Genomic DNA, 26200 nt, shown 5'->3' on the forward strand with positions numbered 1-26200 from the left:
CACATCCTCGACGACCAGCGGCGATATCCCCGAAAACACCATCCGCACAAGCTCGTTGCCATCCATCACACCAACAACAACGACCTCGACCACCCTCCGTCACCACCGAATGTGAGACAGAGCCGTTTTTCTTACAGTCCCAGAGCGCCGGGGGGAGAGGAGTGTGTGAGGCGGCTTTGTCTGCCGGTCATCGGTCCGACCAGTGCCCGATGGGGCGGTGGGGACAGGTGCGGCACTCGAATACGTAGACGTTGATGCCGCAGGTGTCCAGAAGGGCGGGGTTGAACGCCTCGGATTCCCATAGCCGGCGGGTCTCTGTGTTCTCGGCCGTTCGGTCTTCCTCGGGAAGCCAGGTGCGCCAGGACTCACTGTCGAATTCCCTCTCGGCCACGGTCAGCAGGTGCTCCATCCGGCCTCCGCACGTTTCGCAGTCCGGCCAGCAGGGCTCCTGGCTCCAGCCCGGATAGCCACCCAGCTTGATTCCCGGTGCGTCGGCAAGATGCGACGAGTACCACAGCCCGGTCTCTGCCAGCAGTGCCTCGACCCGGACTTCGAGTGCGTCGCGCAGATCCCAGGGACGGTCATTCCTCGGGTATTCGGTCACCTGCTCGGGGTGAACGACGCAGGGCGCCGGGTACCAGCCGTCGGGAAGTCCGGCCGCCGACGGTGCAGGTGTCGCCCCCACATCTCCGATGGCAAGGGAGTCTCGCCAATACACCTGGGGTAGCGGGTGACAGTAGGTGCCGTGCGCGTAAGGACACCACAGGACCTGGAGGAGGTCCGTGCCCTCTGGATAGGGCAGGCTGGGTACGTCGGCGCGGTGGATCTGCACGATGGGGGCCATCGGTGAGGCAGGTTCGAGGCGGCTCGTGGTGTCCGGGTCGTAGTGCTCGGCTTCGCACACCGGCCATGGCTCGTCGGCGGGCCACAGTAGCGGGCCGCCGACAGAGCTGTCCTGGCAGGTTGGAGAACCGGGGCGCGGGTGCAGGCGGACGGACTCACGACGGAAGGGAAGCAGCTCGGGGAAGAGGCTCTCCACGTCGACCGGGCGGTCGGGTGTGTGACGGGACATGCGCCGAACTCTAGAACCGGGGTACGACACCAGCCTCACCGGCACCCGTGCTCTGGATCAGGGCACTGGATCCCCAAAGAAGAGAGCCAGCTCTGTGGTCGAGCCGGATTTTCGCCACCTACGAGTACTTCTTGGAACCCGAGGCCGACTGACTCGGACCCGAGCTGAATGACAGGAGCCGTGCAGCGTCACGCCGCCCGCAGGGCGGGAGCCGGAGCGATGGACGCTTGACGGAAGTCATCTCTTTGCTCGCCCACTCGGCGGGTCCGGCCGTATGAGGCGGCCGGATGCCGCCGAGTGGGTCGTCAGAAAGCGATTGTGCAGGCGATGATGACGACGAGCACGATGACTGCGGTCACAGTGATGAAGGTTGGGCTGGTGAGGGTCCGGTAGCGCTGTGCGTACCGCGTCTCGTGGCGCGCTATGTGTGCTTCCACGCGTGCGTCCGGTGACCAGTCAGGCCTGCGGCGCTCCTCCAGTAGCTGGCGCAGGGCGGCCGTTTCCCGCGGGAGTTCCTCTTCCCCCAGTTGGGTGTCGTCCAGGTTCGGCAGGAGCACGCGCCGGCCGTCGGCGCGATAGGCGTAAACGACGTGCGCGGGCATGGCCGACTCCCCCACCCCGGGCGGGGGCGGGGTGACGGTGCAGATGTGGTAGACGTCGGCCCAGTCGAGGCGACGTGTCCGCACGCCCGCCCGCTAGGAGAAGTCCGGCCTGCCCAGGCTCATCACGTCGAGCAGGGTTCGGCCCGGCCGTGCTGGCTCCCACCCCGGTCGTGCCGGACCGCCCGCGCCGGGCGGCGCGGGCGGTCCGGCACGCGGTGGGCTGGCCCTCCCGTCAGCGTCGGGCGGTCTGCGTGGGCGGCTTCCCCCTTTCCTGGGTCCTGCGGGCTGAAACCACCTTTGGATGTCTGCGGTGAGGAACCCCCGTCGTCGGCCGGCGCCCGCAGCGCGGGCGGGTGGGCTGGCTACGCCCCGCGCGGGCCAGAGCGCCCACACCGCGGCGACCTCCCCACAGCTGTGGCCTGGCCGCGCGCACCGCCCCGGCGCGACTGCTGGTCATCGCAGCCTATGGGCGGCCGCATTCCGGGACGCCGTCCTCAGGCCCACCCCAGTCGTGAGCCGCGCAGGGGAGCCGACCAGTTTGGCCTGGCCCGGCCCGGGTGCCTGTGGAGGTAGGTGGCATGTTGAGGGAGGGGGCCGGGCCGGTGGTGGTGGAGGTCTAGGGCTTCTTCGAGGTGGGTGATGGCGTCGGTGAAGGGGTGGCTGTTGCCGAGGCGGGCGGGGAGGGGTCCGCACTCGATGAGTGTGGCGCGTCGGGCGAGCTGTGCGCCGCGGACACCGGCAAGGGGCAGCCTGGGTGACGTTGCTGCTGGCATTGTTGGGCGACGCTGAAAAAGCCGACGGGTCCGGCACTGAGGGTGCCGATGATCGGATACGGGATCGCCCCCTGGGGTGGTCCCAGCGGGGCGCTTGTCCGCAAGGTGTCGCGGCCGTCGGCGAGGTGCCGGGAGGTAATCAGTCGAACTCCACGAAGTTTGGGTCGGGTTCGCCCGTGTAGGGATCGATGCCGGACTTGAGGCGTCGTTGTTCCTCGCGCCAGTGAAGGAAGCGCGGAGAGGGCTCCCCCCAAAGGGAGGCGTCACTGAGCGGGCGCTCGTCGAAGCCCATGGTGAACAGACGACGGAGGAACTCCACCATTCCACCGTCGTAGATCTTCCAATGAGGCCAGCCGTGCCGTTCCCAGACGATCACCGGCCACTTGTCGGGGTCGTCGTCGCTAGTCAGCGAACCCAGGATGTCGGCTCCGCAGCTCACTCCCCATGCAATGACAACTTCAGGTCCAGCATCAACCCCGTCTGGGCCCCCCTTGTCCGCCCATATTTGCCGCATGGTGGCCGTCTCGCCCGACATGCTCCCGAGTTCATGCCCGTAGGTTGGTTGCGTGGCTGCTTCGGGAGTGAGCACGTTGAACGCGTCGTCGATGCCTCCGGCTCCGTAGGTGGCCATGAAGGCGACGTAGTCGGATGGGAAGCCGACTCCCCAAGCCCGTCGCATCGCCTCCCAGTCCACCTGCTCATCGGCGCCGTCCTGTGGCGACATCGCCGCGATGAGTGCGGCGAGAGGTGGCGACCCCGCTATGGCGGGGGGAGCTCGCGTTGTTGGGCGGCGAGCCATCGGCCGATGTCCTCGCCGCGCAGGGTGACCCCGGGCACGACATCCTCCAGCCTGGTTCCGGCCGCGAGGAGGGTGTTCAGGGCGGTGTAGCGGCGTTGCCAGTCGATGGGCCAGGCGGGTTTCCAGTCGGGGTCGATCGCGGCGAGCTGCGCTGCCCGGTCCGGTTCGAGGTTGGGGTTTTTGCCGTTGTTGGCGAGCCACTGGCCGATGGGGTGTTCGAGGATGGTGGCGGTGACGGGTGCGGCGAGCCGTGCTCGGCGTGGTAGGCGCGGGCCGCGCCGAGGTTCTCCTCCCAGGCCGCGTCGGCCGGGTCCCACACGATGTCCAGTGCTTCGAGGTCGGCGGCCCGCTTGCCGAGCATGGTCCCGGCCCGGTAGGTGCGGCGTTGGTCGGCCAGCCACCGGCCGAGGGGGTGTGGGCTTCGCAGTGTTCGTAGGGCACGTTCAGTTGTCCCTCGCGCCGCCGGTAGGCGGCGGCGGCCCGGTGGCCGGCGAGCCAGTTCTCGTGTTCGGGCTCGATGAGGTTGTAGCGGATGAATCGGGCGATGAGGGCGGGGTCGCGGTGGGTGCCGAACCGCAGTAGCGGCCGGGCCTCTTCCTCGCCCTCTGCGGGTGCTTCGCCGAGGTAGGGCGACGTCCCGTAGGTGCGTGCGAGGCTGTTTTGTGGCTCGGCGAGTATTTCAACGGCGCGTTCATGGTGGCCGTCGCTGGCTGCGGCGGTCGCTGTCGGTGCGGCCGCACTTGAGGTTGGAGTAATACGCGAACTGGCCCCTGCTGGGATCGAGGAAGTCGATGGTGCAGCCCATGCCGTAGTGGGTGTGGTCGCACAGGAAAGTGCAGCTCCTGTGATCGACTTCCCAGTCCAAACCGGTCGGACCGTCGCCGAAGGGTCGGATGAGTTCGGGGCACGGCGGTCCGTTGGTGGTCTCCAGCCGGAGGGAGCCGCCGACCGCGTGCCACACATCGGTGCCGTTGAACGAGCCAGGGTCGGCAGTCGCCCCGGATGCGGCGCAGCAGGGGAGAGAAGAGAGACGGCGGTTCGAAGGGGGAGCTCACGGCCGCGGTGTACGCCGCTCGTTCCGTGGGTGTCCCGTCCGGTTCGGCCTGGAGTAGGTCGTAGTCGGTGGTGAGCTGGCCCGGCGATGCGCTCCCACCAGCGTTGAATCCGGTGACCAGGATGCGGGCCGACATGCCGGGGCGGTGGAGGCTGATGCCGCCGCTCTTCTGCACTCTGCCTGTCTCACAGGGCGCCGACTGACGCGCGCCGAGCTGGAGACCCGGAGAGTCCGGGGGAACGGGCGGCTGAACAGGGAGTGCCGGTCCGAGGGCCGGTGAGGCAGCACCTTTGCGTGGTACTCACGACACTGCCTTCCGCGGCGGCGGGTTCACTACTGGCCGTGCTGGAGCAGGCGGTGGACGCCTTCGTCGAAGGCTACGAGCGCCCCCAGCACCAGGCCGTGCGCCAGGACGAGGCCGCACGACGCGAGTTCATCGACGTCCTCCTCTACGGGCGCAGCGATCTAGGGAGAATGGCGGAGCGCGCAGAACGCTTCGGGCTGCACCTCTCCCAGGCCTATGCGGAGGCTGTGGCGGGCGGTCCTGAGCCGTACGGGGAGGGCTACCTGGTAGCCCGCGGGATCGAATCGGCGCTGCTGTCCCGGTTCGCGGTCCGGCAGACCCTGTACGGATCCGTGAGGGCCTACTCCAGCGTCCACTTCGACTGCGCCAGCCCCACAGCCGGGCAAGCACAAGGGAACCCTGAGCTTGAAAGACCCATCCGTCGACCAAAGCAGCCCCCACCTCCTCGACGCCCAACAGCTCCCCGAGCGAATCTTCGCCTCGGTGGCCCGCCTTGCCATTTATTTTGACGCTCATTATCTTAACGTTCACTGAAATGAGGAGGGGATCACCGATGGATGTCATCGTGGTTGGTGGCGGCCCGGTCGGGCTGATGACCGCCGCACTGTTGAACGCGGCCGGGGTGGATGTCGAGGTCTACGAGCGCGAAAGCGCCCCTGTCGAGCAGACCAGGGGATCGACTGTGCACCCGCGCACCCTGGAGGTGCTTACCATGCTCGAAACGGGCGACGGCCGCCGTATCAGCGACGTGCTGGTGGAGCAGGGGCAGCGGCTCCCGCGTATGCACTACGCAACGCTGCCGGCGCAGCTCGACTACAGCAGCCTGGATACGCCGTTCCCGTTCGTGCTGATGGTCTCGCAATGGCGTACCGAGCAGGCACTTGCCGAGTACCTGCGTTATCGCGGGGTGCCGATGCATTACGGTGCCGAAGTGACTGCGGTCGAGCAGTCCGTCGATGAGGTCGCTGTGCGTGTCGGCGGGGGCCGCCGCATCGCCGCGCGGTACCTGGTCGGCGCGGACGGCGCGCACAGCCTGGTACGCAAGGCCGCCGGTATCGGCTTCACCGGGACCTTGCCCGACCAGGTCGCTTTTGTCGCCGACGTTGAACTGACCGAGCCCATCGATGCCCCCCGGTTCTTCTGGCGCCCGGAGGCCGGTCACGCCAACGTGGTGCCGATGGCCGGCGCCAGGGCCCGTGTGTTCGGCATCCGAGCCGAAGACACGGGGCTGACGGCCGAGCAGGTGCGTCGCCGGCAGGCCGAGCCTTTCACCCTGACCGAACTGAGCGACGCGTTGAATCGCATCTGCGGGGACGACTGCGGCGTGCTCAGCGCGTCTTGGTTGTCCCGCACCAGCAACTCATCCCGGCATGCCACGACTTACCGCATCGGACGGGTGATGATCGTCGGTGATGCCGCTCACGTACACCTGCCTGCCGGAGGGCAGGGCCTCAACACGGGTCTCCAGGACGCCGGCAATCTGGCGTGGAAACTGGCCGCCGAGGTGCACGGCTGGGCACCGGACCGGCTGGTCGTCGGCGAGGCCGCTTACGACACCGAGCGGCGCCCCGTCGCGCAGAGGCTTGTCGCCGACACCCAAGCCCAGGACGCGCTGATGCACACCTTCAGCCCGGCTGGCGCATCCCTGCGGGAACTGTTCAGCGGCTTCATCGCCCGCGACGGCGAGGTGGCCGCCCAACTGTCCGGCTGGCTCTCCGGCCTGGCCTTGGCCTACCCGCGGCCCGAGGGCGCCCACTCGTTGGTCGGCACCAGGGCCCCCGACCTGCGACTGCAACACGGAAGCCTGTTCCATGCGCTCCGGCCGGACCGGTTTCTGCTCTTGGACCTCACCGTCGACCTCTCTCTCACCGACCTCCGGTCCGGGCGTCTCGAGGTACGCCACGCACCCCGGCCCACCGGCTCAGGTCGTGCGGCGTGGGACGGCGTGCAGGCAGTGCTGATCCGCCCCGACGGCTACGTCGCGCACGCCACGTCCAACCTCACCGGACTCACCGAGGCGATCGCAGAGTGGACCGAGCCCTCCCACCTCATGCCGGCCGCGAGGAAGCCGTCATGCCGCTAGCTTTGCTCCCGCTGGCCCTGGCGGCGTTCGGCATCGGCGCCGCCGAGTTTGCCATGATGGGCGTGCTGCCCTCGGTCGCACACGGGCTGCACGTCTCAATCCCCAAGCCGGCTACCTGATATCCGGCTACGCGCTCGGTGTCGTGATCGGCGCACCGCTGCTGACCGCGATCTCCGGCCGGTTCACCCGCAAGCGCCTGCTGCTGGCCATGATGGCGCTGTTCACCGTCGGCAATCTCGCCGCCGTGGTCGCGCCCAACTACGACTTCCTGCTCGCGGCGAGGGTGCTGACCGCACTGCCGCACGGCGCCGTCTTCGGCACCGCCTCAGTGGTGGCAGCCGGGCTGGTGGACCACCAGCGTGCCGCGCGGGCGATATCGCTGATGTTCACCGGCCTGACCGTCGCGACCATCGTCGGCGTGCCCGCGGCCACCGCACTGGGCAACGCCTTCACCTGGCGGCTGACATTCGCTCTGATCGCCGCGGTCGGACTGCTCGCGGTGGCCGGCATCGCGCTGCTGGTGCCCCCCCTACGCCTGCGGGACGAGCTGCACGCGTTCACCAAGCCGCAGGTCTGGCTCACCCTCTTGGTGGGCACCCTCGGCTTCGGAGGCGTCTTCGCCACCTACTCCTACATCTCACCCACCCTCATGCCCCTGGCCGGGGCCGGATCCGCCGGATTGATCGCCGCACTGGCTCTGTTCGGCCTCGGCATGGCCATCGGCAATCTGCTGGGCGGCCGGCTCGCCGACCGGACGCTGCTGCCCACGATGTAGTACCTGGCGCTGGGCGCCCTCGCCGCGGTCCTGACCCTGTTCACACTGACCGTGCACCACGAGATCACGGCACTGGTGACGGTGTGCGCGATCGGTATGGCCTCGGGACTGGTCATCCCACCGGTCCAGCTGCGCACCATGCTCCTCGCGTAGGAGGCCCCGACCATGGCTGCCGCGTCGGTACAGTCGAGCCTCAACATCGCCAATGCCGGTGGCGCCGCTCTCGGCGGCGCGCTCATCAGCGCCGGCTTCGGATACACCGCACCGAGCCTGGCGGGCGCGGCGCTGGCGCTGGCGGCCCTGGGACTGGCACTGCTGATCGGCCAACTGACCCGCCGAGCGCCCAACCGAGAGGAAGTGTGAACGCTAAGATTCTCAGCGTTCGCAGGTTAGAGTGCCCATATGGTGAGGCATTCGGGACAACAGGACTATGTGGATGAGCTGATCGAGGTCGTCGCCGACCAGCACAGCCCGCAAGCGGCGCAGGCCAAGGCACTCGCCTACCGGGTACGCCGACTCGCCCACCGGCTGGAGACCGAGATGAAACGCGAACTCGCACCCTATGGGATCGAGCTGTGGGAGCTGGAGCTGCTGGCCTGTCTCCGGCGTTGCGAGCCTGAACACCGGCTCAGCGCGGGCCAACTGGCGACACAGTTGCAGCTGACGTCCGGCGCAGTCACCAACCGGGTCAGACGTCTGGAGAGTAACGGCTGGGTGATCCGCGACTTTGATCCGGTCGATCGCCGCTCGGTTCTCATCACACTGACCCCAGCGGGCGCGAAGCGAGCGTCTGAGGTCTTCGCCGCCAAGACCAAGGCCGAACTCGCCCTGCTGTCGGCACTGTCCCCGACCGCTCAGAGTCGCCTCAACGACGATCTCCGCACCGTACTGCTCGCCCTCGAAAAGCCCACCTGAACAGTCAGCCCGGTGCGCCAGTCCGATCGGACGCGTGCGCTAGGTGCCTGGCCGGCGCCGAGGCGGCGGCCTACAGCAGGGATGGGTTCCTTGCCTGACGAAGGGTGTTGAGTCGGCGGTAGCCTTCAGCCAGGACATGATCCGCTTGATCACCCACCGCCGAAGCCCTAGTCGCTTGTTCGGCTCGATGCATTTGCGGGCGATGCGGACGCCGATGCGTTTGCCGCGCACCCATTTTAGCATGCGAGGGACGTCGTATGCCTTGTCGGCGTGTAGGCGTTGGGGTGTGAAGTGGCGGCCGCAGTGGGGGTCGTGTCTCGTTTGGTGACCGAGCACCATGGGCTTCAGTGGCCGGCTGTCATGGGTGTTGGCGGCCGAGAGGGCGACGAGGAGGGCAGCCCGTTCGCGTCCGACAGGACGTGCATCTTGGACCCCTTGAATCCGCCCCCGGTCCACGGGGCTCGGGCCTGTGAGTTCGCCCCCTTTTTTTACCCCTGACGTGGGCGGAGTCGAGGATCACGCGGGAGAGGTCGAGCAGGCCAGCATCGTCCAGGCGGTGCAGGATCTCCTGGTGGAGCCGGCCCTATACTCCGGCCCGCGGCCAGATCAGGAACCTGCGGTGCGCGGTGGACTTTGATACCCCGAAGCAGGGCGGTAGTGCCCGCCAGGCACAGCCGCTGACGAGCACGTAGATAGTCGCGGCGAACAGTGTCTCATCAGGCGTGTCCTGCGTCCCGGCGCCCTGAGGCCGCGCCCTCGACGGCGGGATCAGCGGCTCCGCGATCTCCCACAACCCGTCCCGAACAATCCAACTCCACGTACCCCGCTCCATACGAGGCTCAAGGACGCCTCACCACATGGGGCACGGTCTTAAGACCGTGTCCTACATGGCTTGTTGTCCGTTGTGCTCGTCATAGCGTTCCGGACGGGCTGTGGGAGATAGCAAAGCCGTAGCTGCCTCCTGCTCGCGTGCGGCCGCAGGGCGGTGGGGTCGCGAACATCAATGACGAGGCGGTGTTCGCCGCGATTGTCTACGTGCTGGTCAGTGGCTGCGCGTGGCGGGCGCTGCCGCCGTGTTTCGGGGCGTCGAAGTCGACGGTGCATCGCCGGTTCCTGATCTGGTCGCGTGCCGGTGTCTGGGGCCGGCTGCACCAGAAGGTGCTGGATCTCCTGGACGGCCATGGTCTGGTCGACCTGTCCCGGGCGGTCCTCGACTCTGCTCATGTCCGCGCTAAAAAGGGGGCAACTTGCAGGTCCGAGCCCCGTGGACCGGGATATCCGGTTCTAAGATGCATGTCCTGTCCGACGCGGCAGGACTACCCCTACGCGTCGGACTCTCCGCGGCCGACACCCACGACAGCCAGGCCCTGAAGTCGATGCTGTCCCATTTCCACATGGGACACGAATCCCACGCAGCCGATTCCAAGCCCCAGCGCCTGCATGCTGACAAGGCATACGACATCCCTGAACTGCGGAAATGGCTTTAGGGCAAGCGCATCGGCGTCCGTATCGCGCGGAAAGGCATCGAGTCCAGCGGGCGACTCGGGCGCCGCAGGTGGGCCATCGAACGGACCATGTCCTGGCTCACCGGCTACCGCCGGCTCAACCACCGCTACGAACGAAAACCGGGCAACTACCTGGCCTTTCTTGGCCTCGCCGCAGCCCTCTGCTGCTACAAACAGCTCCGCAAACTGACCATGTAGGACACGATCTTAGACCGCGTCGACGGGCGCCGTGGTGTAGGAAGCGCGACGTCGACGGCCCCGGCCCGGCCGGGGCGGGAAGCGGACCTCGATCGACTGCGGGGAGCGGACCCAGCCGAGCCACACCATCCAGTCGGCGCCCCGGAGCGGCGTTGCCTGCACCGCGGCCCGGCGCACCGGGGGGATCTCGGCAGGCTGCCACCACATCGGCCGAGAAGAAGCCCGAAGGCGATCTGCCGGCCATTCCACGCCGCTACCGCAGCCGGTGAGCTCCAGCGCCGGTGGTCGCCAGGTGAGTCCTGGCGCTTACTTCCCCGTCAGCAGGTCGCGAACGGTTTGATCGCGGAAGCTGAACAGCCCCTCGAGCATGTTCTTGGCGTCCTGCACCGTGCCCGGGAATTGCTCGCTCGGTTCGAAGTGGATGACGTCGCGCATTTCGACTCCGTCATCCACGGCGGTGAAGTGGTGCTGGTGGTGCCAGAACTTGAACATTCCGTAGTGATGGATGTCGACGAAGTATTTGTACGGGTCGACGATGGTGATCTCGGTCATCGCGTAGATCTCGCTGCCGTCGCCCATGCCGTCCAGGTGTTCGACGATCAAACCGGGATAGATGTGATCGGCCTCGGTCAAGATCGTAAAGCTGCCGCCGGGCGGCACGGTCTTGGCGTTGTTGCGTGGATCGGCGAAGAACTCCCACAGGTTCTCCAACGAGCACTCGAAGACGGCCTTGCGTTCAATGAAGGTGGCACGTGACATGTGCGTTTAGCTCACTTTCCGATGTGATTTCCGATGTGATTTCCGGCCCTGATCGGGCTACCACGAGCCGGCGAGTTGGCGCTGGGCCCGCGTGCTCGACCAGGGCCCGATGGACGCTGGCGCGGCTCGGGTACTGTCCCCGGAGCTTGCGGGTGGGGACGACCAGGTCAGGTTGGACGGCCTCGACGGTCTCGCCTGCGGCCCGGCGTCGCAGCACGGTGTGCAGCATGTTGTCGGTGATGACCGAGGCTGGCCGCCCGGTCCGTGAAGGGGTCGTCCGCCTCCCGGGGTCAGCCTGCGGCGCGGCGCAGGAGTGGTTCGGAGGTGTCCAGGAAGCGGTCGTTGCCGTGCGCGGAGTTTCACCGAGCGCCTCGCGGGTGGCCCCTTCAACCCCCGATCGACCACTACCTACGGCGGCGACGAGCGCGGCTTGATCAGACCCCTGACGGTGCCGGGGTGGCGCCTGGTAGCAGCGTAGGACAGGCTCAGCGTGGCGGTCCGACGATCACCTGGCCGTAGAGGTCGGCGGCTTCGGCGAGCACGTCGCTTGAAATTTCGAAGCCCTCGGGCCGCTCAGTGGTGATGTCACGTCCTGCGTGGCGGAACATGCCCTCGATCCCCGAGGGGGTTGTGATCAGGAGGAGGTCCGCGGTGTCGGAGGTGATGCGGTAGCCGTGGGGCAGATTCCGGGGCAGGTAGACGATGCCTCCTTCGGAAAGTTCCATCTGCTCGTCGCCCACCCACAGCAGCGCGGAGCCCTGGATGAGGAGGAAGATCTCGTCTTCTCGGGTGTGCAGGTGAAACGGCGGGGCCTCCCCCTTCGTGACGCGGAAGCGGCCCACGGTGAGTTGACCGTCGGTCGCCTGTCCGTCGAGCAGGACCGCAAAAGTGCCGCCGTGCAGCCATTCAAGAGTCTGCTGCTGATCGGCCTGGGCGAGATAGGGCATGCTCATCGGTCGTCCTCTCGACAGAAGCTGCTGAATCAGGCGGCGCCGCCGCCGGAACGAAAGAGCCTTGCCCACGACCGTGGGCGGTCCATCGTCGCCTTCGAACCGTCGGTGAACACGAACGCCATTGGAACCCTCGCGACCGGCACCGGTGAAGTCGGGCCTGCGGGTGCACACCGGCATCTGCTGGATACGGCCGATGCATTTCGGGATCTGCTCCCATGGCAGGTACGCCCGGCAGCATCCTGTGCGGTGCGCTGGTCACCCCCTCGCCCCAAAGAGCCGATGCCGGACAGATCCGTGAGTCGGCGCCCCGTAGAACCGTCATTCGGGAGCTGTCGGGGGCGGGCGCCTCCCGGCCGATGCGCGCCAACGGCCCGGTCACGGCCTGTCCCGTTCCATGAAAAGGTCCTTCTTTCAGCATGGCTCCCATGGCCGTATTCGGCATGTGATCTGCATGCCGGACAAGCCGACGGCCGGCCTGCGGGGCGCAGTTCCGTCCCTGGGTGGTCGCGTCCGGCCGTCAGGAAACACGTGAGGAGCCGGTTCATCGGGCCTCTGCTCGCAGCTGATGCTGGCCGGTCGGGTCAGCGCAGGAATTCCAGCAGCCGCGTCGTCAGCTCCTGCGGTACTTCTTCGGGCAGGAAGTGACCGGCTCCGGGGATTACCAGTTCGGTGACGTCGGTGGCCACCATGCGCATGGTCTCTGCGGGGATGGTGCCTGTGCTGTACTGGCCGCCGATCGCCAGGACCGGGATGGTCAGTGGTCCCTGGTCGCGCCAGCGCTGGACGTGCTCGGCGGTGGTGTCGAGGGTGCGGTAGTACTCGAAGCTGGCGCGCCGGGCGGCCGGGTCGCGCAGGTGGTCGACGTACAGGTCTACGGCGTGCTGCGGGATGGCGCCGGGTGTGGCGGTCTTGGTGGCGAACTGGTGGCCGAAGTAGATCTCCTCGCGGCCGGCGATCAGGCGTTCGTTGAGGTCTGCGAGGCGGTTGATGACGAAGTGCGACATCAACTCGTTGGTGGCCGGGTCCGTCAGCATCGGCGGGAACGGAGTGAGGCCGGGGAGGATTGACTCGGCGCCGACGAAACGGGTGACGCGGTCGCGGTGGGTTGCGGCCAGGGCGTAGGCGACCAGCATGCCCAGGTCGTAGCCGACGACGGCGAAGCGGTCGTGGCCCAGGCCGGTCATCAGCTCGGCCATGTCGTCGGCGAGGGTGAGGGCGTCGTAGCCGGTGGCGGGTTTGTCGCTGGCACCCATGCCACGCAGGTCGGGGGCGATGACGGTGAAGTGCTCGGCGAGGGTGGGCATGGCCAGGCGCCAGCTGTACCAGAACTGGGGCCAGCCGGGCAGGAGCAGCAGCGGCGGCCCGTCGCCGCCGACGACGGCGTGCAGGGTCACCTCTCCGGTGGTGACGGTACGGCTGGTGAAGGTGTCGGTGAATCCGGCGGGCAGGCTCGGGACGTCGGTAACGGTGAACGGCATGGGGGTCTCTCCTCGGGACGCGAAACGGGGCCTTGAAGTTGGCGGTTCCTGGGGTCAGCGGGTGGCGCGGTGCAGGAGTGTTTCGGAGGCGTCCAGGAAGCGGTCGGTGTAGTGCGTGTCGAGTCCGGCGCTTGGCCGGATGACCTGGGCTTTGTTGTTGAACATCAGGGCGGTGCGGCCGTTGAGGTCGTCGGCGAACAGCAGGGGGACGATCCTCGCCGCGTAGGTCTGGGGGGAGGGTCCGGCCAGTCCGACCACGGCTTCGGCCAGACGGTGCAGGAGGCTGCCCTCCCCCAGATAGTTGGAGCGGATATCGGTCTTGATCAATCCGGGGTTCAGGCCGAAGTACGCCGGCCCGGGCAGTCTGCGATTCCCTGCGAGCACGAGGATCTCGTTGCCGGCGACGGTGTTCATGTGCGCGGCCATCGGTTTGTACCCGTGCTCGGAGTTCAGGTCCTCGAGCCGGCCGGTGTTGCCTGCCCCCGGTGCTCCCATGATGAACACCCGAGCCTGGGGCGCACTGTCTGGGCGGGCGGTTCCCAGCCTGGGGCCGAGGCCCTGGAGGAGAGCGAGGCGGCTGAGGTAGCTGACGGCCAGGTCCCGCTCGATGCCTTCGGCGGTTTCCTCGCGGGTCTTGGCGGCCATGATCCCCAGCGAGAAGAAGGCGACGTCGTAGGTTTCCGCGGGAAGTTCCCTGCCCAGTCGGACCGCCTCGCGCATCGAGGACAGGTCCGCCTGGACGAAGGTGAGCCGGTCCGTGGGGTGGTCGCGGAAGGTCCGTCCCACCACGGTCACCTTGGCGCCGAGGGCCAGGGACTGCTGGGCCACCGCCCGGCCCAGACCGCCTGTCCCGCCGACGACGAGTACGCGCTTGGATGTGAGATCCAGCTGCTCGACGGAGGGGGCCTCGATGTTGGTCGTGCGGTCGACGGCGCCGTTCAGTCGCATTTTGGACTTCTTCGGGGTTGCCGAGCTGTTGGGGCCAGCGTTCATTGCGGGTGCCTTCGTTCCTTGGTCCGGTTGCGTGTGTCGGGTCAGGGCAGGGCGGGGTAGTCGGTGTAGCCGCGCTCGTCGCCGCCGTAGGTGGTGGCCCGGTCGGGGGTGTTGAAGGGGCCGCCGCGTTCGAGGCGCTCGGGCAGGTCGGGGTTGGCCAGGAACAGGGCGCCGTAGGCGATCAGGTCGGCGGTGCCGTCCTTGATCAGGTCCAGCTCCTTTAGGCCGGTGGGCTCGGTGCCGGTGAACGGGTTGAGGATGAAGGTGCCCGGCCACTGGCGGCGCAGCCGAACCGTCAGCTCACGTGCTCCGGCGGACTCCATCTGGTGCAGATAGGCCAGCTTCAGGGGGGCAAGGGCTTCGACCAGGAGGGAGTACGTCATCCTCACCTCGTCCTGGTCGGTCTCGGAGATGTCGTTGAAGGGATTGCCGGGCGACATACGGAAACCGACCTTGTCCGGCCCGATCGCCTCGGCCACGGCCTTCGCCGTCTCCACCGCGAACCGGATGCGGCGCTCCGGAGAACCGCCCCACGCATCGGTACGCGTGTTGGAGTTCGGGGCGAGGAACTGATGGATCAGGTAGCCGTTGGCGCCGTGCAGTTCCACACCGTCGAAACCGGCCTCGACCGCGTTGCGGGCGGCGGTGGCGTAGTCGGCGATGGTCTGGGCGATCTCTGCCTCGGTCAGCTCGTGCGGGGTGACGAAGTCCTGCGGGCCCTGGTGGGTGTATACCTGCCCCGCGGCCTTCACCGCTGAAGGCCCGACGGGGGTCAGGCCCATCAGGCTCGGATGACCTACCCGCCCGGTGTGCATCAGCTGCAGGAAGATCACCCCGCCGCGCTCGTGGACGGCGCCGGTGACCTTCTTCCATGCCTCGATCTGCTCCTCGGAGTGGATGCCGGGGGTGTCCGGGTAGCCCTGACCGACCGCGGACGGCTGCGTGCCCTCGGTGACGATCAGGCCGGCACCGGCACGCTGGCCGTAGTAGGCGGCCATCAGCTCCGTGGTGGACAGGCCGCGCCCGTAGGCCCGGCTGCGGGTCATCGGCGCCATCACGATGCGGTTGGCCAGACGCGTGCCGGCCAGGTCGTAGGAGGCAAAAGCCTTGTTCATGTGGTCGTTCCTCGTTCGTACGGGCCCCTCGCAGGACCGCTGACATTCTGACGTTACCTGCTCGAACAAGTAAAGTCGCCTGGGCATTCCCGCCTCGTGCGGCGACTCGACTCGACTCGAGAGCGAGAGAAGGGTGGACTTCGTCCTGAGCCAAGCTCGGGCCTGGCCGGTCTGGAGCGATAGACTGGGATATAGATGTTCGAGCAGTTATATGAAGGAGCGCAGCTTCACACGATCGGCGCCGACCCTGAGGCTTCCGGACCTGGCGCTGCCGAGGCGGCCGGCATGCCGCTGCCGCCGTCGGTCCAAGCCGGGCCGATGGCCCGTGCGATCTTCCGGGTGGCCCGGCTGCATCGCATGCTCGCTGGGCAGCTCCTGCGCCGGGTCGGCCTTCACCCCGGCCAGGAACTGGTGATGATGCAGTTGTGGGACCTTTGGCCGCAGCGCCAGATCGACCTGGTCCGGCTGCTCGGCTCGGACGCGGCCACCATGACCCGCACCGTCAAGCGGCTCGAACACGCGGGCTTCGTTCGCCGCCGCCCCAGTCCCACCGACAAGCGGGCGACCATCATCGAGCCCACCGAGGCCAGCCTGGCTCTGCGCCACCAGGTCGACGAGGTCTGGGCAGAGCTGGAGGAATACACGGCTGGGCAGCTGCCCAAGGAACGGCAGGCCGAGGCTGTCCAGATCCTGGAGCAGATCGAGGCGGGCCTGGCCCTCGCCGCGACCCGGCATGCGCAACAGGAACCCGGCTGCCAGGCGGCCTCGCCCACGGGGCAGGCCCATCAGGTGTAGCCGACGCGCGGGTGGAAAGTGGCGCTCGATGCCTCGACCCGCGTTCCGACAACCCGGGCCTGTGTCGCGTCCCCGGCGTTGTCGTACCGGGGTCGGCCGCGCGCGGTGGTGTCCTCTTCGTCGAGAGGCGCGTCGGGCGGCAGCGTACCGCCGGTGATCTCTGCGAGCAGAGTCTCGTGGACGCGTTCGCGCAGGGCATGGGGATCACCGGTGCCGTGGCGGGTGTGGAGCGGTGTGCCGGCGTCCTCGGGAATGGCGTCCTCACTCGCGTTGGGACTGTTGTTCCGGCAACAGCCACTGTTCACCAGGGGGCTGCCCTGGGGGCCGTGCGCGCCGCAGGGGTGACGGCCCGGTTCTTTCTGTGGCTGGCCCCGCCGCGCGAACAGGTGTCATGCGGTGCTCTCCTCCGTACTTCGGTCGTCAACGGAGTAGGCGGCGTAGAGCCCGTTGAGCGGGATCCGCGCGCTGACGCGGTAGCCGCCGGTGTCTTCGGGGCCGGCTGTGAGGTGGCCGCCGAGCATGGTGGTGCGCTCGCGCATGCCGAGGAGTCCGTGGCCGGAGCCGGGGGAGGGCGGAGCGGGTGTGGTGGAGGCGGTGTTGGTGATGTCGAGTTCGAGGGCGTCGTCGGTGTGGGCGAGGCGCAGGTGGACGTGGGTGCCGGGGGCGTGGCGTAGGCAGTTGCTGAGCGCTTCTTGCGCGATGCGGTAGAGGGCCAGCTGCGCGCCGGGATCGAGGGGCTGGACAGGACGGTTTGGTATCTCGGTGGTCACGTTCAGGCCGGTTCCGCGCACGTTGGCCACCAGCGCATCGAGGTCGTCCAGGGTGGGCTGCGGGCCGTGGGGGTTGTCGGTGTCGTCGGAGCGCAGGACTCCGAGCATGCGCCGCAGTTCGGTCAGGGCGTCCAGTGCGTTCTGCCGGATGCCCGCCAAATTTGCCGCCAGTTCGGGCGGGTTCCCGGTGAGGTGGGGTGCGACCTGGGCCTGGATGGAGATCACCGACATGTGGTGGGCGACGACGTCGTGCAGTTCGCGGGCGATGCGTCCGCGTTCCTCCAGCAACGTGCGCTGCGCTCGTTCCACGGTGGTCAGCGCCGCCTGCTCGGCCAGATCGATCCGGGCTGTGCGCCGGCCGCGCACCGTGGAACCGAGTACGACGGCGAGCGAGAACAGCACCGGGGCGAGGAAGCTGTTGCCCTGGTACGGGCCAGCGCCCGCAGCGAGTTCGATCAGGAAGGGGATGAGGACGGACGCGGCGAGCGCCGCGCACGCCGAGGGGGTGCGGACGCGCAGAGAGAGCAGCAGCAGTACTGCGGCGTGCGCGACAAGGCCGGGGATGGTCCAGGGCCAGGGTGTGTTCTCAAGGAGATGAGGAGCGCTGACCGCGGCGGCGATGCCAGCCCCCGTCAGGGACAGCCACCAGGCGTGCGCGGGGTGGGCGAGAGCGAGCAGGAGCGCGCCGCCCTGGACCAGCGCGAGGAGGATGCCGTAGCCCAGGCCGAGCCCGTTGCGGTGGCCGAGCTGATCGCTGGTGGCGATCACCGCGACGACGGCAGCCGCGGCAACGCATAAGTGGGGCAGCCGGCCAAGCCGACGGGGCCGACGCAGGGGCGGCAGCGGGTCGGGCCTGAGGGTCAGAAGATCCTGCAACAAGGAGCGCGCCCCCATTCGGAGGGCGTTCACTTCCCCGGGCCGGTCGGCGGGGAGCTCGTTGTTCACGGTCACCTTCATCGATTGAGGCCGGCTGTCACCGGGTACGGCGGCAGGCCGGGAGTGGTGTTCGGGAAGGGTGTCTCCACCGACGTTAGGGATGGGCGGCCGTGGTCGGCGTCACCCTGCAGAGCTGCTGCTGCGTAGCTCTGAAGTATGACGAGGACCCCCCGCGCGTGCGCCGAGGCGGCCCTCCAGTCCCCCCACGCGGGTGCTGCGAGCAGGTACGGCGGCTGATGTCACGGGTCGGGCGTTGCCGGGGGGCCGGCGGTGGGGGGTAGTGCGCCGGGGTTGAGGTGGATGACCAGACGGTGGAGGAGGTGGTGCACCGCGGTTCGCTCTTCGGGTTCCAGGACCGCCAGTGCCTCTTCGTTGACCCGGCGGACCACATCTCGCGCCTGCTCAAGGAGGCGGGAGCCGTCGGGAGTGCTGTGAAGGCACAGAATGCGGCGGTTGGTGGGGTGGGGCGAGCGAGAGAGCAGCCCGCGGCTGGTGAGGCTGGCCACGGCGGGCCCCATGGACTGGGCGGTGATGCCGGCATGGCGGGCGGCGTCGGCGCTGGAAATGCCGGGTTGGTGCTCGGCGTGCTGGAGAGCGTTGTACTGCGCGAGGTTGAGCCCGAGGGTGCGCAGTTCTTTCTCCAGGCGCGCGCCCATGGCCTGGGCAAAGTGCCAGGCCAGGAAGCCGGTGTGCAAGGACTGCTCGTTCACGCAGGGGTCCTAACTTGTCAGGCAACTTATGTTTTACTGGTTTAGTTATCAGCCACCTTACAAGTTCAGGACGGTCTGTCCTCATGCCAACCCCCACGTCCCTGTATTCCGTCGATGGCTCGCCGCACCTCCATGGGGACATACCCGACCCCGCCCCCGAACCGCATCCTCGTTCCGGCCTCAAGGGGGTCCTGCTGCCTGTCGCGGTCGTGCTCGCCATCGGGGCGATCTTCGTGAGCGTCTACCTGGCCGCCTTCCATGCCCCGCGTCCGCACGACTTGCCCGTCGCCGTCGTGGGTACTGCCGCGCAGGCGCACCGGGTGGAGGATGCTCTTGAGCGGGCCGTATCCGGCGGGTTCGACGTGCGGCCCTACAGTCGTGAAGCCGCGGCGCGCGAAGCGGTCGAGAACCGCGAGATCTACGCCGCCTACCTCCCCGGCCACGGCCAGGGCAACGGCAAGCTGCTGTACGCGGGCGCCAACGGGCCTTCGGTCACCGGCACCCTCACCGCGGCCTTCGCCCAGACCACCATCACCGGTGCCCGGCCCCCGGTCGGCGAGGACATCCTCCCGGTATCCGACGGTGACACCCGCGGCCTGTCGGTCTTCTACGCTGCATTCGGCCTGGTCCTGGCCGGATACCTGTTCGGTATGATGACCTACCAGGCCGCGCCCGCCCTGCGCTTTCACCAGCGCATCGCCAGCCTCACCCTCTTCGGCGCCCTCGGCGGCATCATCGTCGCCCTTCTGGCGGGCGACACCGGTTACGGGGCCCTCCCCGGCTCCTTCGCCGGCACCGCTGCGGTGACCGGCCTGATGGCGATGGCAGCGGGCGCCGCGACCATGGCGATCGTGAAATGGACCGGATCCGCAGGCGCCGCCATAGCCTCGGTGGTACTGCTGATCTTCGGTAACGCCACCAGTGGCGGAGTCATGCCCGCTTCCTACCTGCCTGCCTGGCTGCATCCGCTGTCCGGCGTGCTGCCCGTCGGCGCGGGGGTGCGCGCTCTCCAGGGAATGTCCTACTTCCACGATGACGGCCTGTGGTCCGGCCTCGCCGTGCTGGCCGCGTGGATCACCGCCTGTGTGGCCCTGCTCTATCTACGTGATACGCGCGGCGCCCGCAAGGCCCGGCTGCGCACCGCCTGAGGGAAGCCTGCCGCCTCCCCTCAGCCGTGCGCGCCCTGGAGCCACACCCCTCCGCACGCTAGACGTCGCGCCTCCGCGCCCGCCCCGCCTGGGCGCGGAGGCTCCGGCCATACCCACGACAGTCCCGGCGCCACGGCCGCTAATCACCGCAGAGCGGGCTGGCAACCTACCGCCAACCGCAGATGCGCCCCGGCTCTCCTGCCCCGCACCCCCGCCTGGCCCCACCATCGGTACGCCATTGCGGTACCGAACCGCAGGGACTGTTCCGCACGCCGAACGACGCCCTCGGGGGTACGGTCATCAGCCGGCCGGCGTCTGAGCAGCACCTGACTGCGCACCGGCCAGGTTCCGCTCCATTCGCTTCAGGGCCTTCATCGCGACTGCTCGTTCCTGGGGCGTCATACCGGCGAGGGTGAGCGCCTCGAGTTCCTGCCAGGCGGCCTCCACCTGAGCGCGCAACGCCTGCCCGGCGCGGGTGGCAGACACGAAAACCACTCGCCGGTCCAGCTCGGCACGCCTGCGCGAGACGAAGCCAGCCTGCTCCATGCGCTGAAGCATCTTGGTCACGGTCTCGCGGCGGAAACCGACCGTCGAACCAGAGGACACCGCCGAACCGGCCCTCGGCGCGCCAGCACGCGTCGCAACCCCACAACTACCGACACCCCGACTTTTCACATGGACGCATCCCGCATCTGCCGCCGGAGGCTCGCAGAGAGAGAGCCCCTGCGCTCCCCGACATGCGGCAGGTGGTGCTGGATGTCCGGTCGTGTCCGAGGAGATCATCGACAAGACATGCGGGTCGCATCCAGGAAGCTGGTGGTCCTACGGGCACCGACGAGAACGCGAGGAACGGGGCGCATGACCGAGAGCCGCGGCAAGCCGCCGTCTCCTTCGTGACCACCGAGCATTTCACCTTGCAGGGAGCGCGAGCCGCGACGATCAGCGAGTCGACCAGCCGGGCGACGATCTTCATCGGTTCGGTGTCCGCCGGGATGGTCGCCCTCGGGCTGACCGCCACGGCGACCGGCATCGGCACCGCGTTCTACGCCTTCGGCCTGGTCTTGCTGTTCACGCTGTCCTTCGTCGGCGTCGTCACGTTCGACCGGGTACTCCAGTCCGGGATCGAAGACCTTGGATACGCCCAACGGATCGCTCGGCTGCGTTCCTACTACTTCGACGTAGCCCCCGAGCTGACCGACTACCTGGCCAGCGTCCCGCCCTCGCAACGCTTTGCCCTCCAGGGCTTGCACGGCGGGTACTGGCAGGTCTTCCGGACGATCGCCGGAATGATCGGCGTGGTCACCGCGGTCCTGGCCGGCTCGGTTGCGGGCCTGCTCGCCGTGCTCGCATCCGACCACTCAGCCGTCGCCGGATTCGCCACGGGCGGAGTGGTGGGTATCGCCGTACTGGCGGTGCTGATGCGGTTTCAGTACCGGGCTTGGGCACTGGCTGCGCAAGAGTGGTCCTTCGATGACGAAGGACGAAAGCACGTGGCGGGCTGATCGAGCCCGCACGATGACGGGCCCGACCACCAGACCGGCCCCCGCCGTCCCTGGCCTGGCTTCGTTCACGTGAAGTGGTTCTGGCTCACTTTCCGTGGAGGTCTGACTGAGTGTGATGTCAGTGGTGTGTGGTGGGATAGCCGGACTTTGATGCCGTGACCTGCTGGGAGTCCGCCTTGATACCCGTGTGCTGGTCTCTGACCCACGCCCTGGCCGAAGCTTTGGTCGACGTTCTGTGGTTCATCGAGGGCTGCGAAGACGAGCACGCGGCTCATGGCAACTTCCGTAACTGGGCCCGGCTAAGAGGGCATCTGATCTAGGTAGTTGGTGTTTTGGGATGTTCTTGTGACTGCGGGTGGCCGTGGTCGTTGTCAGGGGTATGACAGCCCGGCGTGCGTATCGCAGTGACGTCTCGGACGCCCGGTGGGCCTTGATCGAGCCGGTGTTCGCCGCTTGGCGGGCTGCCCGCTCAGGGCCCGGGACCGCGGCGCGGGTTCATGACCTGAGAGAGATCGTGAACGCGATCCTCTACGTCAACCGAACCGGAATTCCGTGGGAGTACTTGCCGCACGACTTCCCGCCGTTCAAAACCGTCTACGACTACTACGCCAAGTGGGAGACGGACGGGACCACCGAGCAGGTCCACGACCTGCTGCGAGACAGAACCCGCCGGGCCAACGCCCGAAACGGGGAGCCGACCGCGGCGGTCGTGGACGCCCAGAGCGTGAAGACCTCGAGCAATGTCTCCGAAGACAACCAGGGAATCGATGCCGGCAAGAAGATCAAAGGACGTAAACGCCACCTGATCACCGACACCCTCGGACTGGTCCTCACCGTCCTCGTCACCGCCGCCTCGGTCCACGATTCCGCCGGCGGCAAACAGGCCCTGACCGAGCTGGCCGCAGCCCATCCGAGCGTGACGAAGGTATGGGCCGACGGCGGCTACCAGACCAGCGTCATCCAGCACGGCGCCGGCCTCGGAATCGATGTTCAGGTAGTACAGCGACCTCGGGCGAAGGGCTTCCACCCACTTCCGAAGCGGTGGGTGATCGAGCGGACCTTCGGCTGGCTGATGCAGCACCGGCGCCTGGCGCGTGACTATGAAGCGCTGCCGCAGAAGTCGCGCACGATGATCCATTGGGCGATGGCTAACAAAATGAGCCGCGAACTCACCGGAGAATCGTCACCAAGCTGGCGAATTGAAACGGACATACAACTCACAAGCGCATGAACATTGATCAGATGCCCTCTACTGATCTTTTCGTTAGTTCTGTGGGGTTGGTGGGTGGATGGTGAGTCCGGTGTGGGAGGGACCGAACCGCGCCTGGTACGCAGACCCGTTTCGCCATCCGTCGCTGCGGCTGCCCGAGAAGGTCCGGAGACAGAACGCGATTCTGGACGGCGCCGATCTCCCCGGCTGCCCCGCCTGCGGGGACGAGAGACCGCAGGTGTCGAACGCGACCGGGCACGGCTGGGTGGAGCTGTGCCGTGGCTGCGCGTGGGTGCTGGCGCCATGCCCGTGCGGGCAGCGGCACCGGTTCGTTCCGGAGACGCCGGGCCACTGGATAGGGATCTGGCGGCGGGCGCACATGGGCGATGACGGCATGCCGAACCCACATTGGCCTGCGGACTAGCCGGTTGGATGCGACACGGGGGCTTGAGTGTGGCTGATCAGATGGGTGGCGCGCTCTTCAGATCGTTGCCTCCCGCAGGTGATCGTTGCCCAGGACTACTCGTAGCGAAGAGATATCACGGCGCTGCCGGGAGGTCGCCAGCTGGTCACCACGCGTCGACGGACCAGACGTCGCCCCTCTGATGTCCGTCTGGATCTGGGTCGCCTGACCCGTACGGGTCAGGGTCAGTGACGACGTGGATGCGGGCGGCGGACGCGGATACGCGGTAGCAGTCCATGTCACTCGACGTGTGGTGCTTTTCGAGTTCGATCGTGTGGCCCAGGGCCAGGATGGCGGTCTGTAGATCCTTGAAGGGGACTCTGGGTGCGAATTCTCCGTATTCCCGCGAGAGCGGGGACGGCACGGTGTTCGGGGACTGGTCGTACAGCAGTCGTTGGATCTTCAGGCCGAAGCCGAAGCACGACATCTGCCCTTGCCGCCCTGGCGAGAAGTTGATTTTCACGAGCCCGTAGTCCCGCCGCAGTAGGCCACCACCGGGAACATCGAGGCATGTCGCCCCCAGGGCGGCTTCCCAGGCTTCCGGGCCGGCACCGAGGCCGACTCCCAGGACCTCACCGCAAACGGCGACGTGAGCGTAGAAGTCCAAAGCGGACACCCGCCAACTCCTTCAATTGTCCGGACAGGGCACCACTTGCTGATCTCCGCACAGGACAGGCGGACCGGCGCCAGTATTTGGTGATCGTACAGAGCAGCCTGTCAGGGCAGTCGCCGGGTGCGTTCGTCGCCGTCGTCGAAGTCCCAGGCCGGATGCCTCTTTCAGTTCAGCCGTGGTCTTCCCGATCCTCCTGGCAGAACCGGGCCTCGCTCACCATGTCCCGTCAGCTAAGCCGGAACCCGCGCGTGGGACCGCCGCAGCCATCAGCCGGCATGCAGGCTCCGGCGTACCAGCGTTCAGGATTTCGGGAACTCGCGTGCTTCGGTGCTCGACGTCTTGCAGATCGACGGCCGCGAGCTGCTGCACCTGCCTTACGTCGAGCGCCGCGCTGACGACGGACCCGGCGAAGGCCCGGGAGTGGTTGGAGTCATGGACGGATGTGTCCGGCGTCGAGGGCATCCTCTGTCCTGGTCGTGGCGGCCGAGGACGAGCAGGCCGGGGCGGGTGACGGCGCCGATGATCGCCTCGGTGGTGTCCCGGCGTCTTACCTTGGTCCACGCCCCCCTGTGGCCCGGCGTGTAGCGGCTGTTCAGGGGCTTGCGTCGTGGTCGGCGAACACGGCCTCCAGGCAGCGGCCGGCTCCGCGCGGTCGGCCGCACCGTGCCGCTGCGCACGGCGGCGGGCCGCCTGGTCGCCGGGCACCTGGCGGCGGCCGCCGCTCCCGGACACCAGTGGGAGGGCGTGCGGTTCGCCGCGACCTGGGGGGCCCGTGACGTCTTGGACACCCTCTTGGTCCGCCCCGACCTGGTCGCGGAGATCAGCGCCGGCACCGCCATCGACCGCGGCGTCTTCCGCCACCCCTTTCGCTTCAAACGGCTGCGCATGGTCGTCACGGTGGAGGATGTTCCTCGGTTCGGTCAGGGCCCGGCGGCGGCCGCCGGCTGAGGCTCCGCAGGGGGGCTGGTGGTGCGGCGGCGGGGGCGCCCCGGGTGGGGCGGCCCCCGCGTGTGTCGTTTGCGTGGCGCCGCGGGGTCACGGGGATGGCTGGTCAGGGTAGGGCGCGGCGTTGTTGCTCTGTTCTGTCTGCGTGGGCGGGTTCGTTGTCGTCGGTGAGGAGGTTGGCCAGGAGGAGGCCGGTGGCGCGTTGGCTGAGGCCTTGGGCTGCGGTGATCAGGCGGGTGTGGTCGTGAGCGGGCAGGGACAGGGCGATGCTGGAGGCCCGGCCGGGCAGGCCGAGGGAGAACGCGACGCAGACTTCCTTCTCGGAGTATTCGAGGAGGTCGAACTGGGCGGCGTGGGGGCCTGGCTTGTCGAGCGCTCTGATCAGCGCCCGGGGGCTGGTGATGGTCCGCTCGGTCAGCTGCACGGAGGGGTAGCGCGAGAGGTGGTCCATCCGCGAGTCGAAATCCAGTTGCGCTAGGAGGCTCTTGCCGACGGCGCTGGCGTGCGCGGTGTTGGTGAAGGGCGCCCACTCGTGAACGGGTGGTGCGGCCTCGCTGTAGGCGCAGCCTTTGACCTCGATCTCACCGTGGGCGTAGGTGCTGATGTAGACCGCGGCGCCGAGCTCGTCGCGCAGTCGCTCGAGAGCGAGGCCCAGCATCTGCCGGTCGGGGCTGGCCTTGGTGACAAGCTCGAGCACGGGGCCGGTGAAGTAGGCGCCGCCGACGGTTTCGACGAGCCGCTGGTCCAGGAGCCAGTCCAGCAGCCGCACGGTTGCGTTCAGCGATAGCCCGACCTTCTGTGCCAGGGTTCGGCTGTCGATGCCGCTGGCGGTGCTGATCACCTGGAGCAGGTCTCGGGCGCGCTGAGTGGTCTGCCACCTCGCCGGTACGCGGGCGAGGGTGTTGCTGCGGCGGGCCATGTCGTTGAGGACGGCGGGGCGCAGCGCGTTCGCCGACCACGGCTCTACCGGGCCCCCGACGTCGGCGTCCGCCTCGGCGGCGGCCTGCCGCAGCAGGTGCACCGCCGCGGCGGTCACGTCGGGCTGAAGGTCCGGCAGCGGCAGACGCAGTCCGCCGCCCTCGGGGAGGGCTGCCAGGTGCGAGCGGCGCGGGCCGTCTGCCGGGTCGGAGGACGGCTCCGGGGCGGGGCCGTACTCGGGGACCTGCGGGGCAGGCACCAGGTACAACCGCGGCTGCTCGCCGCCACCGGCACCCTCCGCAGGGTCGTCGGCGCCGGGGTACAGGAGGTGTTCGGCGACGCCCAGCCCTTCGCGCACCTCGTCGAAGAACTGCTGGTCTTCGGGTTCCCCGGGCTCCTTCTCGGGCCGGCGGTGGGCGAGGCCGGCCAGGAGGCGGGCGGCGTCGCCGTGGCCGTGCCGGGCGGCCTCGGCCACCAGGAACCGCGCCTCGTCGATCCAGTCCGCTCCCGCCTGCAGCGTGAGGGCCGCCATGCGGAACATCGCCCCCGGATGCCCGGCGGCCGCGGCCTCGCCGAGCCAGTCCGCCGCCACGGTCAGCTCACCCCGGCCCAGGGCCTTCGACCCGAGCAGGTACAGCGAGTTCGCCCGCTCCCACCCGTCCCTATCCAGCCCGTATAGGCCACTGAGCGGCCCGAAATCCCCTCCGGGCCGGTCCCAGAAGTCCACCGGCTCGCTCAGTTTCGCCAGCAGCCCAGCCAACCCGGCCGACGCCGGAAGGTCACGGCTGTCGTCGTTCAAACGGCTCACCACC

27 protein-coding genes and 3 pseudogenes are annotated in these 26200 nt (G+C 68.2%); 12 read left to right on the top strand and 18 right to left on the bottom strand.

Annotated elements, in window-relative coordinates; all coding sequences use genetic code 11:
* Nucleotides 1-187 precede the first annotated feature (187 nt).
* The 5 genes from E6R62_RS27705 to E6R62_RS27730 all read right to left on the bottom strand — a co-directional run bounded on the left by E6R62_RS27705 (nt 188) and on the right by E6R62_RS27730 (nt 4207).
* A complete protein-coding gene (locus E6R62_RS27705; protein ID WP_136216224.1) occupies nt 188-1072 on the bottom strand; it encodes a DUF1963 domain-containing protein in 885 nt (294 codons plus the stop codon).
* Nucleotides 1073-1377: 305 nt separating this feature from the next.
* Nucleotides 1378-1758 carry a hypothetical protein gene (locus tag E6R62_RS27710; protein ID WP_136216225.1) on the bottom strand — a complete coding sequence of 127 codons (381 nt, stop codon included), beginning with the start codon at nt 1756-1758 and terminating at the stop codon, nt 1378-1380.
* Nucleotides 1759-2586: 828 nt separating this feature from the next.
* Nucleotides 2587-3171 carry a hypothetical protein gene (locus E6R62_RS27720; RefSeq protein ID WP_136216226.1) on the bottom strand — a complete coding sequence of 195 codons (585 nt, stop codon included), beginning with the start codon at nt 3169-3171 and terminating at the stop codon, nt 2587-2589.
* 35 nt (nt 3172-3206) lie between these two features.
* A complete protein-coding gene (locus E6R62_RS27725) occupies nt 3207-3563 on the bottom strand; it encodes a hypothetical protein (protein ID WP_136216227.1) in 357 nt (118 codons plus the stop codon).
* A 374-nt stretch (nt 3564-3937) separates the two neighbouring features.
* Nucleotides 3938-4207, bottom strand: a complete 270-nt coding sequence (locus tag E6R62_RS27730) for a hypothetical protein (protein WP_136216228.1) — start codon at nt 4205-4207, stop codon at nt 3938-3940.
* A 238-nt stretch (nt 4208-4445) separates the two neighbouring features.
* Between E6R62_RS27730 and E6R62_RS41235 the strand changes: the two are divergent.
* From E6R62_RS41235 to E6R62_RS27745, 6 genes and pseudogenes are all read left to right on the top strand, one after another.
* Nucleotides 4446-4927: pseudogene (locus E6R62_RS41235) on the top strand (PucR family transcriptional regulator); the annotation flags it as partial.
* 230 nt (nt 4928-5157) lie between these two features.
* Nucleotides 5158-6687 carry an FAD-dependent monooxygenase gene (locus E6R62_RS27735; protein WP_168714204.1) on the top strand — a complete coding sequence of 510 codons (1530 nt, stop codon included), beginning with the start codon at nt 5158-5160 and terminating at the stop codon, nt 6685-6687.
* Entirely contained in the window at nt 6678-6806 is a 129-nt protein-coding gene (locus E6R62_RS41870) for a hypothetical protein (RefSeq protein WP_276615663.1), read from the top strand. The genes E6R62_RS27735 and E6R62_RS41870 overlap by 10 nt, the downstream gene beginning before the upstream one ends.
* 23 nt (nt 6807-6829) lie before the next feature.
* Nucleotides 6830-7462, top strand: coding sequence for an MFS transporter (locus tag E6R62_RS41240; protein ID WP_240801943.1), 633 nt, complete (start codon nt 6830-6832; stop codon nt 7460-7462).
* A 165-nt stretch (nt 7463-7627) separates the two neighbouring features.
* The gene (locus E6R62_RS41245; RefSeq protein WP_240801944.1) at nt 7628-7825 is read left to right on the top strand and encodes a hypothetical protein; all 198 of its coding nucleotides are present in this window, start codon (nt 7628-7630) and stop codon (nt 7823-7825) included.
* Between the two features lie 69 nt (nt 7826-7894).
* Nucleotides 7895-8377, top strand: coding sequence for a MarR family winged helix-turn-helix transcriptional regulator (locus tag E6R62_RS27745; protein WP_206308859.1), 483 nt, complete (start codon nt 7895-7897; stop codon nt 8375-8377).
* An 82-nt stretch (nt 8378-8459) separates the two neighbouring features.
* Here E6R62_RS27745 and E6R62_RS27750 read toward each other — a convergent pair.
* Nucleotides 8460-9209 (bottom strand): annotated as a pseudogene (locus tag E6R62_RS27750) (IS5 family transposase); the annotation flags it as partial.
* A gap of 98 nt (nt 9210-9307) precedes the next feature.
* On the opposite strand from E6R62_RS27750, the pseudogene E6R62_RS27755 reads away from it, so the two are divergent.
* Nucleotides 9308-10080 (top strand): annotated as a pseudogene (locus E6R62_RS27755) (IS5 family transposase).
* 9 nt (nt 10081-10089) lie between these two features.
* Here the strand turns inward: E6R62_RS27755 and E6R62_RS27760 are convergent.
* The 6 genes from E6R62_RS27760 to E6R62_RS27790 all read right to left on the bottom strand — a co-directional run bounded on the left by E6R62_RS27760 (nt 10090) and on the right by E6R62_RS27790 (nt 15378).
* Nucleotides 10090-10287: a hypothetical protein gene (locus E6R62_RS27760; protein ID WP_136216231.1), complete on the bottom strand. Its 198-nt coding sequence runs from the start codon at nt 10285-10287 to the stop codon at nt 10090-10092.
* Between the two features lie 99 nt (nt 10288-10386).
* Nucleotides 10387-10839, bottom strand: a complete 453-nt coding sequence (locus tag E6R62_RS27765) for a hypothetical protein (protein WP_136216232.1) — start codon at nt 10837-10839, stop codon at nt 10387-10389.
* A 485-nt stretch (nt 10840-11324) separates the two neighbouring features.
* Nucleotides 11325-11861, bottom strand: a complete 537-nt coding sequence (locus tag E6R62_RS27775) for a cupin domain-containing protein (RefSeq protein WP_240801945.1) — start codon at nt 11859-11861, stop codon at nt 11325-11327.
* Nucleotides 11862-12373: 512 nt separating this feature from the next.
* The gene (locus E6R62_RS27780; protein ID WP_136216233.1) at nt 12374-13270 is read right to left on the bottom strand and encodes an alpha/beta fold hydrolase; all 897 of its coding nucleotides are present in this window, start codon (nt 13268-13270) and stop codon (nt 12374-12376) included.
* A gap of 54 nt (nt 13271-13324) precedes the next feature.
* The gene (locus E6R62_RS27785) at nt 13325-14218 is read right to left on the bottom strand and encodes an NAD-dependent epimerase/dehydratase family protein (protein ID WP_206308860.1); all 894 of its coding nucleotides are present in this window, start codon (nt 14216-14218) and stop codon (nt 13325-13327) included.
* An 86-nt stretch (nt 14219-14304) separates the two neighbouring features.
* A complete protein-coding gene (locus tag E6R62_RS27790) occupies nt 14305-15378 on the bottom strand; it encodes an alkene reductase (protein WP_136216234.1) in 1074 nt (357 codons plus the stop codon).
* Between the two features lie 285 nt (nt 15379-15663).
* Here E6R62_RS27790 and E6R62_RS27795 point away from each other — a divergent pair, with 285 nt between their 5' ends.
* The gene (locus tag E6R62_RS27795; RefSeq protein ID WP_136216273.1) at nt 15664-16173 is read left to right on the top strand and encodes a MarR family winged helix-turn-helix transcriptional regulator; all 510 of its coding nucleotides are present in this window, start codon (nt 15664-15666) and stop codon (nt 16171-16173) included.
* Here the strand turns inward: E6R62_RS27795 and E6R62_RS27800 are convergent.
* The 3 genes from E6R62_RS27800 to E6R62_RS27810 form a co-directional block, all read right to left on the bottom strand.
* On the bottom strand, nt 16164-16478 hold the full coding sequence (locus tag E6R62_RS27800) for a hypothetical protein (protein WP_136216235.1): 315 nt from the start codon (nt 16476-16478) through the stop codon (nt 16164-16166). The two genes, E6R62_RS27795 and E6R62_RS27800, sit on opposite strands and share 10 nt — an antisense overlap.
* Before the next feature lie 84 nt (nt 16479-16562).
* Nucleotides 16563-17711 (bottom strand): sensor histidine kinase, encoded by a 1149-nt coding sequence (locus tag E6R62_RS27805; RefSeq protein WP_240801946.1) that lies wholly within the window; start codon nt 17709-17711, stop codon nt 16563-16565.
* Nucleotides 17712-18118: 407 nt separating this feature from the next.
* Nucleotides 18119-18589: a MarR family winged helix-turn-helix transcriptional regulator gene (locus tag E6R62_RS27810; RefSeq protein ID WP_136216236.1), complete on the bottom strand. Its 471-nt coding sequence runs from the start codon at nt 18587-18589 to the stop codon at nt 18119-18121.
* 83 nt (nt 18590-18672) lie between these two features.
* On the opposite strand from E6R62_RS27810, the gene E6R62_RS27815 reads away from it, so the two are divergent.
* Nucleotides 18673-19737, top strand: a complete 1065-nt coding sequence (locus E6R62_RS27815) for an ABC transporter permease (RefSeq protein ID WP_240801947.1) — start codon at nt 18673-18675, stop codon at nt 19735-19737.
* Nucleotides 19738-20037: 300 nt separating this feature from the next.
* On the opposite strand, the gene E6R62_RS41875 is transcribed toward E6R62_RS27815, so the two are convergent.
* On the bottom strand, nt 20038-20520 hold the full coding sequence (locus E6R62_RS41875) for a MarR family winged helix-turn-helix transcriptional regulator (protein WP_136216276.1): 483 nt from the start codon (nt 20518-20520) through the stop codon (nt 20038-20040).
* Nucleotides 20521-20630: 110 nt separating this feature from the next.
* Here E6R62_RS41875 and E6R62_RS27825 point away from each other — a divergent pair, with 110 nt between their 5' ends.
* Both E6R62_RS27825 and E6R62_RS27830 read left to right on the top strand, forming a co-directional pair.
* A complete protein-coding gene (locus E6R62_RS27825) occupies nt 20631-21239 on the top strand; it encodes a hypothetical protein (RefSeq protein WP_136216237.1) in 609 nt (202 codons plus the stop codon).
* A gap of 379 nt (nt 21240-21618) precedes the next feature.
* Complete coding sequence (locus E6R62_RS27830) at nt 21619-22470, top strand: IS5 family transposase (RefSeq protein ID WP_136216238.1); 852 nt, start codon at nt 21619-21621, stop codon at nt 22468-22470.
* Nucleotides 22471-23018: 548 nt separating this feature from the next.
* Here the strand turns inward: E6R62_RS27830 and E6R62_RS27840 are convergent.
* A complete protein-coding gene (locus E6R62_RS27840) occupies nt 23019-23528 on the bottom strand; it encodes a hypothetical protein (RefSeq protein ID WP_136216239.1) in 510 nt (169 codons plus the stop codon).
* A gap of 660 nt (nt 23529-24188) precedes the next feature.
* Between E6R62_RS27840 and E6R62_RS27855 the strand changes: the two genes are divergently transcribed.
* Entirely contained in the window at nt 24189-24473 is a 285-nt protein-coding gene (locus E6R62_RS27855; RefSeq protein WP_206308861.1) for a hypothetical protein, read from the top strand.
* 103 nt (nt 24474-24576) lie between these two features.
* Here the strand turns inward: E6R62_RS27855 and E6R62_RS27860 are convergent, their stop codons facing one another.
* Entirely contained in the window at nt 24577-26196 is a 1620-nt protein-coding gene (locus E6R62_RS27860; protein ID WP_136216240.1) for an IclR family transcriptional regulator C-terminal domain-containing protein, read from the bottom strand.
* Nucleotides 26197-26200 lie beyond the last annotated feature (4 nt).

The organism is Streptomyces sp. A1136 (assembly GCF_004795055.1).
In the GTDB taxonomy this organism is placed as follows: domain Bacteria; phylum Actinomycetota; class Actinomycetes; order Streptomycetales; family Streptomycetaceae; genus Streptomyces.

Excerpts from the sequence above, each read along its gene's own strand:
- E6R62_RS27720 (WP_136216226.1), bottom strand. The coding sequence starts at position 3,171 with ATGTCGCCACAGGACGGCGCCGATGAGCAGGTGGACTGGGAGGCGATG.
- E6R62_RS41245 (WP_240801944.1), top strand. The coding sequence starts at position 7,628 with ATGGCTGCCGCGTCGGTACAGTCGAGCCTCAACATCGCCAATGCCGGT.
- E6R62_RS27790 (WP_136216234.1), bottom strand. The coding sequence starts at position 15,378 with ATGAACAAGGCTTTTGCCTCCTACGACCTGGCCGGCACGCGTCTGGCC.
- E6R62_RS41875 (WP_136216276.1), bottom strand. The coding sequence starts at position 20,520 with ATGATCTCCTCGGACACGACCGGACATCCAGCACCACCTGCCGCATGT.
- E6R62_RS27735 (WP_168714204.1), top strand. The coding sequence starts at position 5,158 with ATGGATGTCATCGTGGTTGGTGGCGGCCCGGTCGGGCTGATGACCGCC.
- E6R62_RS27760 (WP_136216231.1), bottom strand. The coding sequence starts at position 10,287 with ATGTGGTGGCAGCCTGCCGAGATCCCCCCGGTGCGCCGGGCCGCGGTG.
- E6R62_RS27795 (WP_136216273.1), top strand. The coding sequence starts at position 15,664 with ATGCCGCTGCCGCCGTCGGTCCAAGCCGGGCCGATGGCCCGTGCGATC.
- E6R62_RS27815 (WP_240801947.1), top strand. The coding sequence starts at position 18,673 with ATGCCAACCCCCACGTCCCTGTATTCCGTCGATGGCTCGCCGCACCTC.
- E6R62_RS27705 (WP_136216224.1), bottom strand. The coding sequence starts at position 1,072 with ATGTCCCGTCACACACCCGACCGCCCGGTCGACGTGGAGAGCCTCTTC.
- E6R62_RS27780 (WP_136216233.1), bottom strand. The coding sequence starts at position 13,270 with ATGCCGTTCACCGTTACCGACGTCCCGAGCCTGCCCGCCGGATTCACC.
- E6R62_RS27765 (WP_136216232.1), bottom strand. The coding sequence starts at position 10,839 with ATGTCACGTGCCACCTTCATTGAACGCAAGGCCGTCTTCGAGTGCTCG.
- E6R62_RS27830 (WP_136216238.1), top strand. The coding sequence starts at position 21,619 with ATGACAGCCCGGCGTGCGTATCGCAGTGACGTCTCGGACGCCCGGTGG.
- E6R62_RS41870 (WP_276615663.1), top strand. The coding sequence starts at position 6,678 with ATGCCGCTAGCTTTGCTCCCGCTGGCCCTGGCGGCGTTCGGCATCGGC.
- E6R62_RS27785 (WP_206308860.1), bottom strand. The coding sequence starts at position 14,218 with ATGCGACTGAACGGCGCCGTCGACCGCACGACCAACATCGAGGCCCCC.